The 15,809-nt window shown below is 67.3% G+C and carries 15 protein-coding genes; 11 read left to right on the forward strand and 4 right to left on the reverse strand.

Annotated elements, in window-relative coordinates; all coding sequences use genetic code 11:
- Positions 1-62 precede the first annotated feature (62 nt).
- The 11 genes from flgB (at position 63) to flgL (ending at position 10,959) form a co-directional block, all read left to right on the forward strand.
- The gene (gene flgB, locus AC3FMM_RS00515) at positions 63-470 is read left to right on the forward strand and encodes a flagellar basal body rod protein FlgB (protein WP_112774630.1); all 408 of its coding nucleotides are present in this window, start codon (positions 63-65) and stop codon (positions 468-470) included.
- 15 nt (positions 471-485) lie between these two features.
- Positions 486-893: a flagellar basal body rod protein FlgC gene (gene flgC, locus AC3FMM_RS00520; RefSeq protein WP_115699518.1), complete on the forward strand. Its 408-nt coding sequence runs from the start codon at positions 486-488 to the stop codon at positions 891-893.
- A 58-nt stretch (positions 894-951) separates the two neighbouring features.
- Positions 952-1,617 carry a flagellar hook assembly protein FlgD gene (gene flgD, locus AC3FMM_RS00525; protein WP_116313366.1) on the forward strand — a complete coding sequence of 222 codons (666 nt, stop codon included), beginning with the start codon at positions 952-954 and terminating at the stop codon, positions 1,615-1,617.
- A gap of 69 nt (positions 1,618-1,686) precedes the next feature.
- Positions 1,687-2,913 carry a flagellar hook protein FlgE gene (gene flgE / locus AC3FMM_RS00530; RefSeq protein ID WP_414248425.1) on the forward strand — a complete coding sequence of 409 codons (1,227 nt, stop codon included), beginning with the start codon at positions 1,687-1,689 and terminating at the stop codon, positions 2,911-2,913.
- A 26-nt stretch (positions 2,914-2,939) separates the two neighbouring features.
- The gene (locus tag AC3FMM_RS00535) at positions 2,940-3,683 is read left to right on the forward strand and encodes a flagellar basal body rod protein FlgF (RefSeq protein WP_488685951.1); all 744 of its coding nucleotides are present in this window, start codon (positions 2,940-2,942) and stop codon (positions 3,681-3,683) included.
- Positions 3,684-3,744: 61 nt separating this feature from the next.
- A complete protein-coding gene (gene flgG / locus AC3FMM_RS00540) occupies positions 3,745-4,530 on the forward strand; it encodes a flagellar basal-body rod protein FlgG (protein WP_012355134.1) in 786 nt (261 codons plus the stop codon).
- A gap of 11 nt (positions 4,531-4,541) precedes the next feature.
- Positions 4,542-5,240 carry a flagellar basal body L-ring protein FlgH gene (gene flgH / locus AC3FMM_RS00545; protein ID WP_116313367.1) on the forward strand — a complete coding sequence of 233 codons (699 nt, stop codon included), beginning with the start codon at positions 4,542-4,544 and terminating at the stop codon, positions 5,238-5,240.
- A gap of 7 nt (positions 5,241-5,247) precedes the next feature.
- The gene (locus AC3FMM_RS00550; RefSeq protein ID WP_269462432.1) at positions 5,248-6,393 is read left to right on the forward strand and encodes a flagellar basal body P-ring protein FlgI; all 1,146 of its coding nucleotides are present in this window, start codon (positions 5,248-5,250) and stop codon (positions 6,391-6,393) included.
- 2 nt (positions 6,394-6,395) lie between these two features.
- Entirely contained in the window at positions 6,396-7,451 is a 1,056-nt protein-coding gene (gene flgJ, locus AC3FMM_RS00555) for a flagellar assembly peptidoglycan hydrolase FlgJ (RefSeq protein ID WP_240987720.1), read from the forward strand.
- Positions 7,452-7,772: 321 nt separating this feature from the next.
- A complete protein-coding gene (flgK, locus tag AC3FMM_RS00560; RefSeq protein WP_488685952.1) occupies positions 7,773-9,692 on the forward strand; it encodes a flagellar hook-associated protein FlgK in 1,920 nt (639 codons plus the stop codon).
- Positions 9,693-9,729: 37 nt separating this feature from the next.
- On the forward strand, positions 9,730-10,959 hold the full coding sequence (gene flgL / locus AC3FMM_RS00565; protein ID WP_488685953.1) for a flagellar hook-associated protein FlgL: 1,230 nt from the start codon (positions 9,730-9,732) through the stop codon (positions 10,957-10,959).
- 62 nt (positions 10,960-11,021) lie between these two features.
- Here flgL and AC3FMM_RS00570 read toward each other — a convergent pair whose 3' ends face one another.
- From AC3FMM_RS00570 to AC3FMM_RS00585, 4 genes are read right to left on the reverse strand one after another with little or no spacing between them, the layout of a single operon-like run.
- Entirely contained in the window at positions 11,022-11,843 is an 822-nt protein-coding gene (locus AC3FMM_RS00570; protein WP_488685954.1) for a tetratricopeptide repeat protein, read from the reverse strand.
- Entirely contained in the window at positions 11,840-12,733 is an 894-nt protein-coding gene (gene ku, locus AC3FMM_RS00575; protein WP_115712069.1) for a non-homologous end joining protein Ku, read from the reverse strand. Before ku ends, AC3FMM_RS00570 begins: the two co-directional genes overlap by 4 nt.
- 30 nt (positions 12,734-12,763) lie before the next feature.
- Entirely contained in the window at positions 12,764-15,283 is a 2,520-nt protein-coding gene (ligD, locus tag AC3FMM_RS00580; protein WP_488685955.1) for a DNA ligase D, read from the reverse strand.
- Entirely contained in the window at positions 15,258-15,605 is a 348-nt protein-coding gene (locus AC3FMM_RS00585; RefSeq protein ID WP_115670898.1) for a DUF2188 domain-containing protein, read from the reverse strand. The genes ligD and AC3FMM_RS00585 overlap by 26 nt, the downstream gene beginning before the upstream one ends.
- Positions 15,606-15,809: the final 204 nt, after the last annotated feature.

Here is a 15,809-nt window from a genome sequence, read left to right on the forward strand (position 1 = left end):
CAACCCTGAAGAACCCCGGTTCGCCCCGCTTATGGGGGCGCCTTGTCAGCAGGGAGATGCAGATGATTGACAGACTCGACGCGGCGCTACGCTTCCAGCAGGAAGCGCTGAGCCTGCGCAACCAGCGGCAGTCGGTGATTGCCTCGAACATCGCGCACGCGGACACGCCCGGCTACAAGGCGCGCGACTTTGATTTCTCCAGCACGCTGGCGCAGACCGTGGAGCGCGGCCACCGCAACGAGGGCATGTCGCTGTCGACCACGTCGGTGCGCCACCTGCCCGCGCAGGCGCCCGGGCGCGAGGAATTCGACCTGGCCTACCGCATCCCGCTGCAGTCCAGCGTGGACGGCAACACCGTGGAAATGGACACCGAACGCGTGGCCTTTGCCGACAACGCCGTGCACTTCGAGTCCGGCCTGACGGTGATGAATTCCAGGATCAAGACCATGCTGGCGGCAATCCAGCAGTAACGCAGGAGCGAACCCATGCCGGCAATGAACATCTTCGACGTCGCGGGCTCGGCCATGGCCGCGCAGTCGCAGCGCATGAACGTGACCGCGTCCAACCTGGCCAACGCCGACAGCGTGGTCAGCCCCAACGGCCAGGCCTACCGCGCCAAGCAGGTGGTGTTCGGCATGGCGCCCACGCCGGGACAGACCGATATCGGCGGCGTGCAGGTGCAGGGCGTGAGCGAGGACCCGTCGCCCCCGCGCATGGTGCACAACCCCACCCATCCGATGGCCAATGCGCAGGGCTATGTGGTGATGCCCAACGTCAACCCGGTGGAGGAGATGGTCAACATGATCTCGGCCTCGCGCTCCTACCAGGCCAACGTGGAGGTGCTCAACACCGCCAAGAACATGATGCTCAAGACGCTGACGATCGGCCAGTGACACGCGCCGGCCCATCACGGCAACGGCTCCATCCGCACCTCGCACACAAGCAACTGACATGACCACCACCCCGCCGGTAGGCAGCAACACGCAAGGCATCAACGACGCGCTCAAGAGCGGCAGCGCCAGCGCGTCCGAGCTGCAGAACAACTTCCTGACCATGCTCGTCACGCAGATGAACAACCAGGATCCGCTCAACCCGATGGACAACGCGCAGCTGACCTCGCAGCTGGCGCAGATCAGCACGGTCAGCGGCATGCAGACCATGAACGCGACGCTGTCGCAGCTGCTGGGGCAGGTCAGCGCCAGCCGCGCCATGGATTCCGCGGCGCTGATCGGCCGTACCGTGATGGTGCCGGGCAAGCAGGTCTCGGTGGAAGGCGGCGTGCCGGGCAAGATCGGCGTGGACCTGCCGTCGACCGCGGACGCGGTCACCGTCGACGTGCTCGACAAGGACGGCAACGTGGTGCGCACCATCGACATGAAGGGCCAGACCGCGGGCGTGCACAACATCGCGTGGGACGGCAAGAACAACGCCGGCGTGGCGGTGGCCGACGGCGACTACACCTTCAAGGTGAGCGCCACCGCCAACGGCACCTCGGTGAAGCCGGTGGCGCTGGTGTACGGCAAGGTCGAGAGCATCAGCGGCGACGCCAGCGGCGTGCTGGTGGACCTGGGCGACGGCCAGACCGCCAACGTCGACGACGTGCGCCGCATTCTCTAATACGCAGGTGCCGGCAGCGCGCGGGCGCCAGGCCGGCTTCAACCACAGCCTAGATAAAAGGAAGCAATCATGGGTTTCGGTCAAGGGGTAAGCGGCCTGAACGCCGCCGCGTCCAACCTGGACGTGATCGGCAACAACATCGCCAACGCCAACACGGTTGGCTACAAGCAATCGGCCGCGCAGTTCGCCGACGTCTACGCGGGCACCAAGATCGGCCTGGGCGTGCGCGTGAACTCGGTGGTGCAGTCGTTCAACCAGGGCAATATCGAGGCCTCGGGCCGGTCCCTGGACGTGGCCATCACCAACGGCAACGGCTTCTTCCGCATGACCAGCCCGGAAGGCGCGGTCTACTACTCGCGCAACGGCCAGTTCCAGCGCCAGGAAGACGGCCGCATCACCAATATGCAGGGCTTGCAGGTGACGGGCTATCCGGCTGGCGTGGCCGGCGGCGCGGGCGTGCAGCCGCAGCCGCTGGTGATCAGCAACGCGCAGATGGAGCCGCGCGCCACCAGCAGCATCACCGCCAAGTTCCAGCTCGATTCGCGCGCCACCGTGCCGACGCAGGCGTTTGCCAGCGCGCCCGGCGTGCCGCCGACCAGCAACATGTTCAACTACAGCACGGCGATCAACGTCTATGACTCGCTGGGCAACAAGCAGCAGCTGATGGCGTACTTCGCCAAGTCGGGCGCTGCGCCCACCGTGCCGGGCGGCACCGACTGGCAGATGTACGTGACCGACGTCAACGGCAACACCGTCGGCGGCGCGCCGGTCACGCTGTCGTTCGACAACGCCGGCGCGCTGCAGGCGCCGGGCGCGGGCGCGGTCACGCTGACCCAGCCGGCGGCCAACGGTGCCCAGGCCATGGCCATGCGCCTGGACCTGACCGGCACCACCCAGTTCGGCGCCGACAACGACGTCAAGCAGCTCAGCCAGAACGGCTATACCTCGGGCAGCCTGCTGGGCTTCTCGGTCAACGGCGACGGCACCATCACCGGCAACTATTCCAACGAGCAGACCAAGCCGCTGGGCCAGATCGTGATGGCCGCGTTCGGCAACGTCGAAGGCCTGAAGCCCGAGGGCGACAACGTGTGGTCCGCCACCGGCTCGTCCGGCCAGCCGCTGCTCGGCGTGGCCGGCGGCAGCCTGGGCACGCTGCGCTCGAACGCGGTGGAAGCCTCCAACGTGGACCTGTCCGGCCAGCTGGTCAACCTGATCGTGGCCCAGCGCAACTACCAGGCCAACGCGCAGACCATCAAGGCGCAGGACACGGTCATGCAGACCCTGGTGAACCTGTGACCGCCACGCTGAGCTGAGCCGCCGCCATGGACCGCATGATCTACACCGCCCTGTCGGGCGCCAAGCAGATACTCGACCAGCAAGCGGCGGTATCGAACAACCTCGCCAACGTCTCGACGCCGGCGTTCCGCGCCCAGGTCAACCTGTACCGTGCGGTGCCGGTGGTCGGGGCGGAGGCCGGCACGCGCGCCTTCACGCTGGCGTCCACGCCGCGTGCCGACATGCGCGCCGGGCCGCTGACCTACACCGGCCGCGCGCTCGACGTGGCGCTGCAGGGCAACGGCTGGCTGGTGGTGCAGGCGCCGGACGGCAGCGAGGCCTATACCCGCGCCGGCGCGCTGCAGGTGGCGCAGGACGGCCAGGTGCAGACCCTCTCCGGCCTGCCGGTGATGGGCGACGGCGGTCCGCTGGCGGTGCCGCCGGGCTCGCAGGTGACCATCGGCACCGACGGCACCATTACCGCGCGCGGCCCGGGCGAGGCCTCGGCCGGGCTGGCGCAGGTGGGCCGGCTGCGCGTGGTCAACCCGCCCAACGACGCCATCGCCCGCGGCGATGACGGCCTGTTCCGCCTGCGCCCCGGCGCGCAGCCGCTCGAGGCCGATCCCACCGTGCGCGTGATCTCGGGCGCGCTCGAAGGCAGCAACGTCAACCCGACCGAAGCCATGGTCGAGATGATCGCCAATGCGCGCCGCTTCGAGATGCAGATGAAGATGATCCAGGGCGCCGACGGCAACGAGCAGCGCGCCAACCAGCTGCTCTCGACCAACTGAACCGAATGACCGGCCGGCACGGCGCTGTCGTGCCGGCCCACAGCACCCACCAAGGACCCACATGATCCGCTCTCTCTGGATTGCCAAGACCGGCCTCGATGCGCAGCAGACGCAGATGGACGTGATCTCGAACAACCTGGCCAACGTGTCGACCAACGGCTTCAAGCGCGGCCGCGCGGTGTTCGAGGAACTGATGTACCAGACCATCCGCCAGCCCGGTGCGCTGTCGTCGGACCAGACCACGCTGCCCTCGGGCATGCAGCTGGGCACCGGCGTGCGCCCGGTGGCGACCGAGCGCATCCACACCCAGGGCAATCCGCAGCAGACCGGCAATGCCAAGGACGTGGCCATCCTGGGTCAGGGCTTCTTCCAGGTGGCGCTGCCCGACGGCACCACCGCCTATACCCGCGACGGCTCGTTCCAGGTGGACCAGAACGGCCAGCTGGTCACGTCCAGCGGCTTCGTGATCCAGCCCGCCATCACCATCCCGGCCAACACGCTGTCGATGACCATCGGCCGCGACGGCACGGTGTCGGTGACGCAGCCGGGCTCCAGCGCCAACGTGCAGGTGGGGCAGCTGCAGCTGGCCACCTTCATGAACCCGGCGGGCCTGGAGAGCATGGGCGAGAACCTGTACGTGCAGACCGATGCCTCGGGCGCGCCCAACACCACCGTGCCGGGCCTGAACGGCGCGGGCGTGGTGCAGCAGAACTATGTCGAGGCGTCCAACGTCAACGTGGTCGAGGAACTGGTCAGCATGATCCAGACCCAGCGCGCGTACGAGATCAACAGCAAGGCGGTGCAGGCCTCCGACCAGATGCTGCAGCGCCTGGCGCAACTGGGTTGACTGGTGTGAACATGGCCACCTTGCTTTCCCGCCTGGGCGCGCGTGCGCTGGTTTGCCTGGCCGGCGTGGCAATGCTGGCCGCCAGCGGCTGCGCGCTGATGCCGCGCGAGCCGCTGGTGCAGATGCCGACCACGGCGCGCGCCGAGCCGCGCCCGATCGGCCCGGCTTCCGGCTCGATCTACCAGTCGTCGTACGCCGGCAATCCGCTGTTCGAGGACCGCCGCCCGCGCAACGTGGGCGACATCCTGACCATCCTCATCACCGAGAACGTCAACGCCAGCAAGAACTCCGGCACCAACACCAGCCGCACCGGCAACGCCGCGCTGGCGTTCGAGTCCGTGCCGCGCGCGCTGGGCGGCCTGTTCGGCGCCAGCCAGAACGCCAACATCAACGGCGCCAACACCATGAAGGCCAGCGGCGGCGCCAGCGCGGCCAACACCTTCAACGGCACCATCACCGTGACCGTGCTGGAAGTGCTGGCCAACGGCAACCTGGTGGTCTCCGGCGAAAAGCAGATGGCCATCAACCAGGGCGCCGAGTTCATCCGTTTCTCGGGCGTGGTCAATCCCCGCACCATCACCGGCGACAACGCCGTGCTGTCGACGCAGGTCGCCGATGCGCGCATCGAATACACCGCCAAGGGGGTGATCGACGAAGCGCAGAACATGGGCTGGCTGCAGCGCTTCTTCCTCAATGTTTCTCCGTTCTGACCGCGCCATGTCTGCCCAGATGCTCGCTCGTTTCCTGTCCCGCCTGCTGCGGCTGACCATGGTCAGCCTGGCGCTGGGCGTGGCCTTTGGCGCCTTTGCCACCAGTGCCAAGGCCGAGCGCCTGAAGAACCTGGCCACCTTCCAGGGCGTGCGCGACAACCCGCTGGTCGGCTACGGCCTGGTGGTGGGGCTGGACAACACCGGCGACCAGACCATGCAGACGCCGTTCACCACGCAGAGCCTGACCAACATGCTCTCGCAGCTGGGGATCACGCTGCCGGCCGGCAAGAACATGCAGCTCAAGAACGTGGCGGCGGTGATGGTCACAGCCTCGCTGCCCGCGTTCGCGCAGCCTGGCAGCCAGCTCGACGTGGTGGTGTCGTCGATGGGCAATGCCAAGAGCCTGCGCGGCGGCACGCTGCTGATGACGCCGCTCAAGGGCGCCGACGGCCAGGTCTACGCCATCGCCCAGGGCAACATGCTGGTGGGCGGCGCCGGCGCGTCGGCCAACGGCAGCAAGGTGCAGATCAACCAGCTGGCGGTGGGCCGCATCGCCAACGGCGCCATCGTTGAACGCGCGGTCGCGCCGTTCCAGCCCGATGGCGGCGTGCTCAACCTGGAACTGAAGGACACGGATTTCAGCACCGCCGAGCGCGTGGTCGAAGCCATCAACCGCAACATGGGCGGCGGCGTAGCCGCGGCGCTGGACGGGCGCGTGGTGCAGGTGCGCGCGCCGGTGTCGCCGGCGGCGCGCGTGGGCTTCCTGGCCCGCATCGAGAATCTCGACGTGACGCCGGCGAAGGCCGCGGCCAAGGTGATCCTGAACGCCCGCACCGGCTCCATCGTGATGAACCAGGCGGTGACGGTGGAAGACTGCGCGGTGGCGCACGGCAACCTGTCGGTGGTCATCAACACGCAGCCGGTGATCAGCCAGCCCGCGCCGTTCAGCGAGGGGCAGACCGTGGTGGCGCCGGTGTCGCAGATCGACATGAGGCAGCAGGGCGGCTCGCTGCAGATCGTCAAGGCGGGCGCCTCGCTGGCCGCCGTGGTCAAGGGGCTGAACGCGCTGGGCGCGACCCCGGCCGACCTGCAGACCATCCTGGAAGCGATGCGCGCGGCGGGTGCGCTGCGCGCCGAACTGGAAGTGATCTGACCATGAGCGGCATCAACGGTGGCGCGATGCCTGCGACCGGCGCCGACCTGACCCAGCGCTTCGCGCTGGACACGCAGGGCTTCGAAGCGCTCAAGCACAGCGCGCGCGGCGGCGCCGACGCCAATACGCTGCAGGCCGTCGCCAAGCAGTTCGAGGCGGTGTTCACGCAGATGGTGCTCAAGAGCATGCGCGACGCCACCCCGCAGGACGGCCTGTTCGACAACGAGCAGAGCAAGCTCTACCTGTCGATGATGGACCAGCAGCTGGCGCAGCAGATGTCGTCGCGCGGCATCGGCCTGGCCGACGTGATGGTGCGCCAGCTGGCGCGCGCCACCGGCACCGCGATGCCCGCCGGCATGAACGCGCTGACGCCGGCCGAGGCCGGCAAGGCCGCCGATGCCGAGCTGGCCAGGCTGCTCGACAGCCGCGGCGCCGGCGCCATGCCCGCCGACGCCGGCGAACAGGCCGACCTGCCCGCCATCGGCACCATCGTCGCGGGCCAGCAATGGAATCCCACCGCGGGCCTGCGTCAGTACCAGCCGCAGTCCTACGCGGACCACGGCCAGGGCGAAGACCGGCTGGGCCGGCTGCCCGACGATGCGCCCGCGCACGTCAGCGCCTTCGTCGCCCGCATGGCCGGCCCGGCCGAAGCTGCTGCCCGCGCCAGCGGCGTGCCGGCACGGCTGATCGTCGGCCAGGCCGCGCTGGAATCCGGCTGGGGCCAGCGCGAAATCACGCACGCCGATGGCTCGACCACGTTCAACGTCTTCGGCATCAAGGCCGGCCCCAGCTGGAAGGGCCGCGTCGCGGAAATCACCACCACCGAATACATCGACGGCCAGCCGCAGAAGGTGCGGGCCAAGTTCCGCGCCTATGGGTCCTACGACGAGGCTTGCGCCGACTACGCGCGCCTGCTGACCAGCAACCCGCGCTACGCGGGCGTGGTCAGCGCGGCCAGTGCCGAGGACGCGGCGCATGGTTTGCAAAGGGCGGGGTATGCCACGGATCCGGCGTACGGGCACAAGCTGGTGAAGATCATGAAGAAGGTGGCGGCGTAGGGTCAAAGCTTTGCTTGTAGCCGCCGGCCGCCTCGGCGTTTCAAATTCCCGCTTGTGTACTCCCTCTCCCGCTTGCGGGAGAGGGTTGGGGTGAGGGCGGGAGCATCTACGAAGTGCAGGCCGTCGCTATTGCCGCCGCCGGCCCTCACCCCCGCCCCTCTCCCGCAAGCGGGAGAGGGGAGCAAACCGCCGCACCGCAAGCGGCAGTGCGTTCCGTTTCATTCCCAGCCTAAAGTCCCACCCCCCGCTAGCCGATAACTTCCCAATACCACCCCGCCGCCCCTCAACGCGGCAGTCCCACCAATCCCGGACCAGAGCACCATGTCTCTCTTCAGTATTGGCCTCTCCGGCCTGAACACCGCGCAGAACGCGCTGACGACGACGGGCCACAACTTTGCCAATTCGGCAACCGAAGGCTATTCGCGCCAGAACACCATCGTCGCGTCCGCCGGCGGCCAGTACACCAGCCAGGGCTTCTACGGCTTCGGCTCGAACACCACCACGGTGATCCGCGTCTATGACGAGTTCCTGACCGGCCAGCTGCGCGGCGCCACCTCGGCCAGCGCCTCGCTGTCGATGTACTCGGACCAGATCAGCCAGATCGACAACCTGCTCGCCGACCAGAAGGGCGGCCTGGCGCCGCTGATGCAGAAGTTCTTTGCCGCGGTGCAGGCCGTGGCCGATACCCCGGCCGATCCGGCCGCGCGCCAGGGCATGCTGTCGGCGGGCCAGGCGCTGGTGGGACAGGTGCGCTCGGCCAGCAACTACTTCAAGCAGCTGCAGGCCGGCGTCAACGAACAGGTCGGCACCGCGGTCACGCAGGTCAACGCGTACACCAAGCAGATTGCCAACCTGAACCAGGAAATCACGCGCCTGAAAGCGGCCTCGGGCGGCCAGCCGCCCAACGACCTGCTCGACCAGCGCGACCAGGCCGTGGCCGAGCTGACCAAGCTGGTCGGCGCCAAGGTGGTGGTGCAGGACAGCGGCACCTACAACGTCTTCGTCGGCAACGGCCAGCCGCTGGTGATGGGCAACGACGCCTATGAACTGAAGGCCGTGGCCTCGGCGGCCGACCCCAACCGCACCGTGGTGGCCTACACGCTGCCCTCCGGCGCCGTGATCGAGAGCGAGCCGGGCGCGCTCACCGGCGGCTCGCTGGGTGGCCTGCTGCAGTTCCGTACGGAGACGCTGGATCCGGCGCAAAGCGCGATCGGCCGCCTGTCGCTGGCGATCGGCGCGAGCTTCAATGCGCAGCACCAGCTCGGCATCGACCTGAACGGCGCCGCCGGCACCGACATGTTCCGGCTTGGCGGCGCCACCACCATCCCCAACGCCAACAACACCGTCAAGACCACCGTCGCCACCGCCACCATCGACAATGCGTCGGCGCTGACCACCAGCGACTACAAGCTCCACTTCGACGGCACCAACTACACGCTGACGCGCCTGTCCGACAACCAGCAGGTGGTCACGCCCGTGCCCGCGGGCGGCGCCACCTACCCGCTGCAGTTCAGCGCCGACGGCTTTACCGTCGAGATCAACGCGCCGATGGGCACCAACGATTCGTTCACGGTGCAGCCGACCCGCAATGCCGCCACCGGCTTCGACATGGCGATCAGCGATCCCGCCAAGATCGCCGCGGCATCGCCCGCCTACATCGAGGCAACTGCCGGCAACAAGGGCAACGCCACCGCGTCGCTGAGCAAGGTGGCGCCCGGGTTCACCCCGCCGGCCGGCAAGATCACCGCCGAGTTCGACGGCACCAATTACATCTTCAAGGTCGGCGGCGTGGCCATGGCGCCGCAGCCGGTGGGCGTGCCCAACGGCAGCAATACCGACTTCACCCTCAACGGCCTGACCTTCAGCTTCGGCGGCACGCCCGCCGCGGGCGACAGCCTTACGCTGGGCAGCAATGCCGGCGCGGTCAAGGACAACGGCAACATGCTGGTGCTGGCCAAGCTGCAGAACGCCAAGACCATCGGCGGCGTGTCCAGCTTCAGCGAAGCCTACGCGCAGCTGGTCAACGATGTCGGCACGCGCGCCAAGTCGGTCAAGATCGCCTCGACCTCGCAGGACAGCATCACCACGCAGATCAAGACCGCGCAGCAATCGGTGTCGGGCGTCAACATGGACGAGGAAACCGTGTCGATGCTGCGCTTCCAGCAGCTGTACCAGGCCAACGCGCGCGTGATCCAGACCGCCGGCACGCTGTTCGACACCATCATCGGCATCGGCCGCTAAGCGCCGCGCCACCCCGCGTCAGAAGAGGTAACCCAATATGCGCGTTGCAAGCTCCACCCTGTACCAGCAAGGCCTGGCTTCGATGAACTACCAGCAGGGCGCGCTGATGCACATCCAGCAGCAGCTCGGCACCGGCCGCTCCATCCTGACCCCGTCGGACGATCCTGTCGGCGCCACCCGCGCGCTGGGCGTCAGCCAGGCGCAGGCCGTCAACGGCCAGTACGCCACCTCCCGCAACCAGGCCAATATCGCGCTGGCCGCGGAAGAGAACGCGCTGCAGTCCGTCACCACCATCACGCAGAACATCCAGACCCTGCTGGTGCAGGCCGGCAACGGCACCATGAGCGATGCCGACCGCGGCTCGCTCGCGACCGCGCTGGAAGGCCTGTACAACCAGCTGCTGAGCCTGGCCAACTCCGACGACGGCAACGGCCAGTTCCTGTTCGGCGGCACCCGCTCGGGCAGCGCGCCGTTCACGCAGAGCGCGGGGGCCAGCACCTACATCGGCGACAACGGCCAGCAACTGCTGCAGGTCGACGTGGCGCGCCAGATGCCCGCCGGCAACACCGGCCGCGAAGTCTTCATGAGCGTGACCGGCGGCGCCGGCTATGTGGTCAAGGGCGACCCCGCCAACACCGGCACCGCCACCTTCGGCACGGTGTCCACCACCGACCCGAGCCACCCGCTGTTCGGCCATGCGCTGCAGATGTCGTTCACGGCCAACGCCACCGGCCAGATCGAATACACCATTACCGACACCTCGACCGGCACCACCCCCGCACCGGTGGTGACCGGCCCGGTGCCCTACACCTCGCCGGCGCAGATCGAAGTCGCGGGCTTCAGCTTCAACGTCACCGGCACCCCCAAGGCCGGCGACACCCTGACCATGCAGCCGGCGAGCGAGGCCGGCACCGACATGTTCGCCAACCTGCAGACCGTGATCGACACGCTGCGCCAGCCCAACGCCTCTGACAACGACCGCGCCCACCTGGGCAACGTGCTGTCGACCGCCGTGCGCCAGTTCTCCAACTCGCTCGACAACGTGCTGACCGTGCGCGCGTCGGTGGGCTCGCGCATGAACGAGCTGGATGCGCTGGATGACGTGGGTGCCAACCGGGACCTGACGTATTCGCAGACGTTGTCGGGGCTACAGGACCTGGATTACGCCAAGGCGATTACCGAGTATTACCAGCGGCAGGTGGCGCTGCAGGGGGCGCAGCAGTCGTTCATGCAGATCCAGGGGATGAATCTGTTCAAGTATTTGTAAGGGGAGGGGCCGGTAACTAACGGCCTTTTGCGACCCTCACCGCAAACCGCTTCAGCGCACGCTCACCTCGAGCGATCCAGCTTCCGATACTGGTTGAAATGCCGAAGCGCGTTCTGGATGTGCCCCAGCTCCTGATGCAGGCGCGCGGCGTTGTAGTGCGCGTCGGCATCGCCCGGGGCAAGTTCGATGCTGCGCTCATAGGCAGCCAGGGCAGCCTGTGTCGCCCCGGTATCCTCCAGCGCGACGCCCAGGTTGAAGTGCAGCTCGGGCTCCTCCGGCAGCACGGCCAGCGCGGATTCATAGAGCAGGATGGCTTCGTCCAGCCGTTCCTGATCGGCCAGCATGCATCCGAGGTTGAGATAGGCGTCCAGCATCGCCGGATAATGAACCACCGCGCGCCGGTAAGCCGCTTCGGCGCCGCGGGCATCTGTCGGTTCCAGCCTGAGGCCCTCGGCAAGCGCTTCGTCGGCAGCGGCGTAGGCTGAGGCTTCCCTGGTCAGGGCCATGACGCGGACACCGGCGTCGTCCTGTGTGCCGAAGTCCATCAGCCGCTGGCCCGTTTCCACGATCCAGTCGCCGTGGCGGTCCCGGGCCGACACCTTGCCGCTGCACGCCGAAATGCGTACCGCGGACAGGTGCCGGTCCGGCCTGAGCCGCTCGAGATGGCGCAGGGCGCGCAGGATGCGCGCGGGCCCGATATGCGCCCGGTGCAGGGAGTCGGCGGTGCGGATCAGCACGGCGTCCTGGAAGGAAAAGACGTGTTCGCCGCGCGGGCCGCGCGTGGGCTGCACCAGCCCGGCCGCGACCAGGCTGGCGATCAGCCGCCTGGACACGCCCAGGCGCGCCTCGAGGTCACGCGTACTGAGACCGCCGTTGCGCTTCACGCTGATTTCTTGGTGGTGCGTCGGATCGGCGTGGGCTCGGCCGCCGCGCCGCGCCGGGCAGACTTGCGGGCCGGTGGTGCGGCTGCGGCAGCCTTGCCCTTGGCGGGCGCGGTGCCCTTCTTCGACAGGCTGGCGCGCAGCGCGTCCATCAGGTCGATCACCTGTCCGCCGGCGCCGGCTTCCACCGGCTCGGGCGCGACGATATGCTTGCCGGCAATCTTTGCATCGATGGCGGCCAGGATCCTGGCCTTCTCCTCGTCCTTGTACTGGCTGGGGTCGTATTCTTCCTCGGAGGCCTGCTCGATCAGCTGGATCGCCAGCTTGAGCTCGGCCTCGGACACCGCCACCTCTTCGATATTCAGTTCGGCGATGTTGCGCACTTCATCCGCGAACAGCAGCTGCTGGAACACCAGCCCGCCTTCCACCGGGCGGATCTGGACCACGTGCGACTTGCCCTTGGAGGCCCATTTGGCGATGGCGCAGCGGCCGGTCCGCGACATGGCCTCGCGCAGCAGGCTGTAGGGCTTGCCGCCACGCTTGTCGGGGGCGATGAAATACGCCTTGTCGTAGTAGAGCGGATCGACGCTTTGCTCGGGTATGAACGCGACGATATCGACCATATGGCTGGCGCTTTCTTCCAGTGCCTTGAGCTCGTCGGGTGCGAACGTGACAAAGCGGCCTTTCTCGAACTCGTAGCCCTTGATCATGTCGGCACGCTCGACAACCTTCTGGGTCTGTTCGGAAATGTACTGCTGCCTCACGCGCGAGCCATCCTTGCTCAACAGGTTGAAGCGCACGGCGGAACTGCTTTCGGTGGCGGTATAGAGCTTGACCGGGATCGACACCAGGCCAAACGACAGCGACAGGGAAGCGAGCGATCGGGCAGCCATTGGATACTCCACATTGGGTTGCGCCTGGATTCAGCTTAAGCGTTCGATGGCCTCCGTCAAAGTCTGGCGTGTGTCCCAGTAAGACTGCCAGGGGTCCGCCAGCTGGAAGCTCAGGTACTCGCGCGCATCGCGGATGGTCCATTGCGCGCCGCTTTTCAGCCTGGAAAGTTGTTCCCACGACACCGGCATGGACACGCCCAGGCCAGGCCGCGCGCGTGCCGAGAACGCGGCGGCGGTGGTCTGCGAAAAGCCGTTGCGCAGGTAATCCACGAAGATGCGGCCCTTGCGGTTGGCGGCGCCGGAGCGGGCGGTAAAGCGCTGCGGCAGCGTGGTGGCCAGGTGCCTGACGGCCGCATGTGAAAACGCCTTCACTTCATCGTAGGTCCGCCGCGGTGCCAGCGGCACCACCACATGCAGGCCCTTGCCGCCGCTGGTCTTGAGCCAGCACTGCAGGCCCAGCTCGTCCAGCAGCGTGCGCACCAGCATGGCGGCTTCCTGCATGGTCTCCCACGCCACGCCTTCGCCGGGGTCCAGGTCGAAGATGACCCGGTCAGGATGATCGATATCGCGCGCGGTGGAATTCCAGGTGTGGAACTCCACCACGTTCATCTGGGCCGCCGCGACAATGGCTTCGGGCGAGTCGGCGGTCAGCAACGCCGCGTGGCCGGGCCACAGCGAAGCCGGCTGCTCGGTAAGGCCGGGCATTGCCGTCTCGGCATGCTTCTGGAAGAACGTGGGCGAGTCGATGCCCTCCGGCGCGCGCACCAGCGAGAGCGGGCGGTCCGCCAGGTGCGGCAGCATCACCGCGGCGACGCTCTCGTAGTAGCGCACCAGTTCCACCTTGGTGATGCCTCTGGACTGGTCGATCACCCGTTCCGGATTGGTGACCTTGATGGCGGCAACGCCATGCGGCGTGACCGCGGTCTGCACGGCTTCGCGCCGGATCGACTTGACGACATGGTCCGTGCGCAGCCCTTTGAATGACGCGTGGCGAACCTGTCCGTCCGGTGTCCACTCGGTGAACTCGACCTCCGCGACCAGCTTTGGTTTGACCCAGCGCACCACGGCAGGCCGCCGGCCGCCCCAGCGCCCGCTGCCGCGGGCCTCCGTCGAGAAAGGACTGTCCTTGACTTCCAGTGCCGCCAGGCGCTTGCGCAAATCCGTGGCGGTGGCACTGTCCCAGCCGGTGCCGACGCCGCCCGCATAAACCAGCGCCCCATCCGCGTAGACGCCCAGATACAGCCTGCCCACCTCGGCAGAGGCGCCTTCGCGGTCGGAGAAGCCGCCGATGACGAACTCCTGGCGCAGCTTGCATTTGGCCTTCAGCCAGCTCGGCGTCCGTGCCGAGACATAGGGGGAATCGGCGCGCTTGAAGATCAGCCCCTCCAGGCCGAGCCGGCATGCCGCCTGAAACATCTGCGCCGGCGGCGCGTCGAAGGCTTCGCTGAAGCGCACCCGCTCCGAGCGGTCGGCAACCAGCCCGGCCAGCTTCGCCCGGCGCTGCACCAGCGGCAGCTCGCGCAGGTCGCGGCCTTCCCAGTACGGCAGGTCGAAGGCGAAGTAGACGATCGCCTCGTGGCGATGCCCGTCGATGGCGTTCTGCAAGGCGTTGAAATCCGGCATGTCGTCGCGCAGCACCACGATCTCGCCATCCAGCCAACCCTGCGAGATATCGAGCTTCTCGATTTCCGCCGCCAGCGAGCTCAGCCTGCGCGTCCAGTCATGCCCGTTGCGGGTGAACAGCGTCACCCGGGCATCGTCGATCCTTGCCAGGATCCGGTACCCGTCGAACTTGGTTTCGATGATCCAGCCGGTGCCGGAAGGGAGGGTGGGCGACAGCGTGGCAAGCTGGGGCCGCAGCTTCGCCGGCAGGGGCGCGCGCGGCGAGCGCTGGATGGCCAGGGCCGGATCGTCATCGTCGGCGACGCCGGGGGCCTCGCGCAAGGCGCCCAGCGGCCTGGAGATGACGCTGTCCGGCAGCGCGGCCAGCACGTCAAACTCCGCCAGCGGCCGGGCCCAGGCATCACACTTCTTGAAGAGGATCCACTGCTCGGACTTGTCCCCCGGCTTGGCGATGCGCACTAGTTCCCAGCGGCCTGCCAGCTTCTCGCCGTGCAGATCGAAGACGAGCTTGCCGGCGGCCATGCCGTCATGCGGATCCCCCACCGGCGTCCAGGTGCCGCGGTCCCAGACGATCACCGACCCGGCGCCATACTGGTTCGGCGGGATCTCGCCTTCGAAGCCGGCATAGTCGAGCGGGTGGTCTTCGGCATGGACGGCGATGCGCTTCTCGGCCGGGTCGTAGCACGGTCCCTTGGGCACGGCCCAGCTGAGCAGCACGCCGCCGAGCTCGAGCCGGAAGTCATAGTGCAGGCGCCTGGCCCAGTGCTTCTGCACGACGAAGCGCAGGCACTGCGGACTTCTGCGATACCTCGTTTGTCCCGACGGCTCTGGAGTGATGCTGAAATCCCTTTTTTGCGCGTAGGGTTTGAGAACTGGCCTCTTGCTCAGCTTGGGCCTGCTTTTACCCTTTGACGTCTCTCGGGTCATTTCCGTAGGAGTTTCGCATACGAATTGCTCCGTCCGAGCCCTGCACTATCAGCTCGCTCGGGAGCTTCTTTGCCAGAGCTGTCCCGGCAACAATTGCTGCATCCTGGCTGTCGTAAGTCGGCCAAGCTTGTGTGCCACGCTTCACTTCGACTTTCGCTTTGTTCCCGCTCGATACCACGTGAATGTTCGGCAGGATTGCCGCCTTTGCGGCTACATGCCTGCAGTCTAGTTCGCGACTTCTTCGTGCTGTATAAGGTCTGCGTCGGACAGCCCTAGTGAAATAGTCGAAGTCGCTGTGGACAACCGCGATAGGGAACAGCATCCGGCAGAATTGCTGCGATAGCGATTTGTCGTCCCCCGACGGACGTAAGCTGATCGCACGCAGCAAACATAGGACGCGAGATGCGTAGCAATACGCCAGCCCATCAAAACAAGCGTGAATCAGGTCTGGATGAGATCCCCGGCAAGGACATACGGATCAACGGCGACAATGACGCCAAATGGACGACGACTGCGGGGTGACCGT

It is taken from the genome of Cupriavidus sp. 207A1 (genome assembly GCF_057798955.1).

Coding starts and splice junctions, on each gene's coding strand:
- AC3FMM_RS00585 (WP_115670898.1), bottom strand. CDS start 15,605: ATGCTGTTCCCTATCGCGGTTGTCCACAGCGACTTCGACTATTTCACT.
- flgK (WP_488685952.1), top strand. CDS start 7,773: ATGTCTCTCTTCAGTATTGGCCTCTCCGGCCTGAACACCGCGCAGAAC.
- AC3FMM_RS00550 (WP_269462432.1), top strand. CDS start 5,248: ATGTCTGCCCAGATGCTCGCTCGTTTCCTGTCCCGCCTGCTGCGGCTG.
- flgL (WP_488685953.1), top strand. CDS start 9,730: ATGCGCGTTGCAAGCTCCACCCTGTACCAGCAAGGCCTGGCTTCGATG.
- flgB (WP_112774630.1), top strand. CDS start 63: ATGATTGACAGACTCGACGCGGCGCTACGCTTCCAGCAGGAAGCGCTG.
- flgJ (WP_240987720.1), top strand. CDS start 6,396: ATGAGCGGCATCAACGGTGGCGCGATGCCTGCGACCGGCGCCGACCTG.
- flgE (WP_414248425.1), top strand. CDS start 1,687: ATGGGTTTCGGTCAAGGGGTAAGCGGCCTGAACGCCGCCGCGTCCAAC.
- flgH (WP_116313367.1), top strand. CDS start 4,542: ATGGCCACCTTGCTTTCCCGCCTGGGCGCGCGTGCGCTGGTTTGCCTG.
- flgC (WP_115699518.1), top strand. CDS start 486: ATGCCGGCAATGAACATCTTCGACGTCGCGGGCTCGGCCATGGCCGCG.
- AC3FMM_RS00535 (WP_488685951.1), top strand. CDS start 2,940: ATGGACCGCATGATCTACACCGCCCTGTCGGGCGCCAAGCAGATACTC.
- flgD (WP_116313366.1), top strand. CDS start 952: ATGACCACCACCCCGCCGGTAGGCAGCAACACGCAAGGCATCAACGAC.
- ku (WP_115712069.1), bottom strand. CDS start 12,733: ATGGCTGCCCGATCGCTCGCTTCCCTGTCGCTGTCGTTTGGCCTGGTG.
- flgG (WP_012355134.1), top strand. CDS start 3,745: ATGATCCGCTCTCTCTGGATTGCCAAGACCGGCCTCGATGCGCAGCAG.
- ligD (WP_488685955.1), bottom strand. CDS start 15,283: ATGACCCGAGAGACGTCAAAGGGTAAAAGCAGGCCCAAGCTGAGCAAG.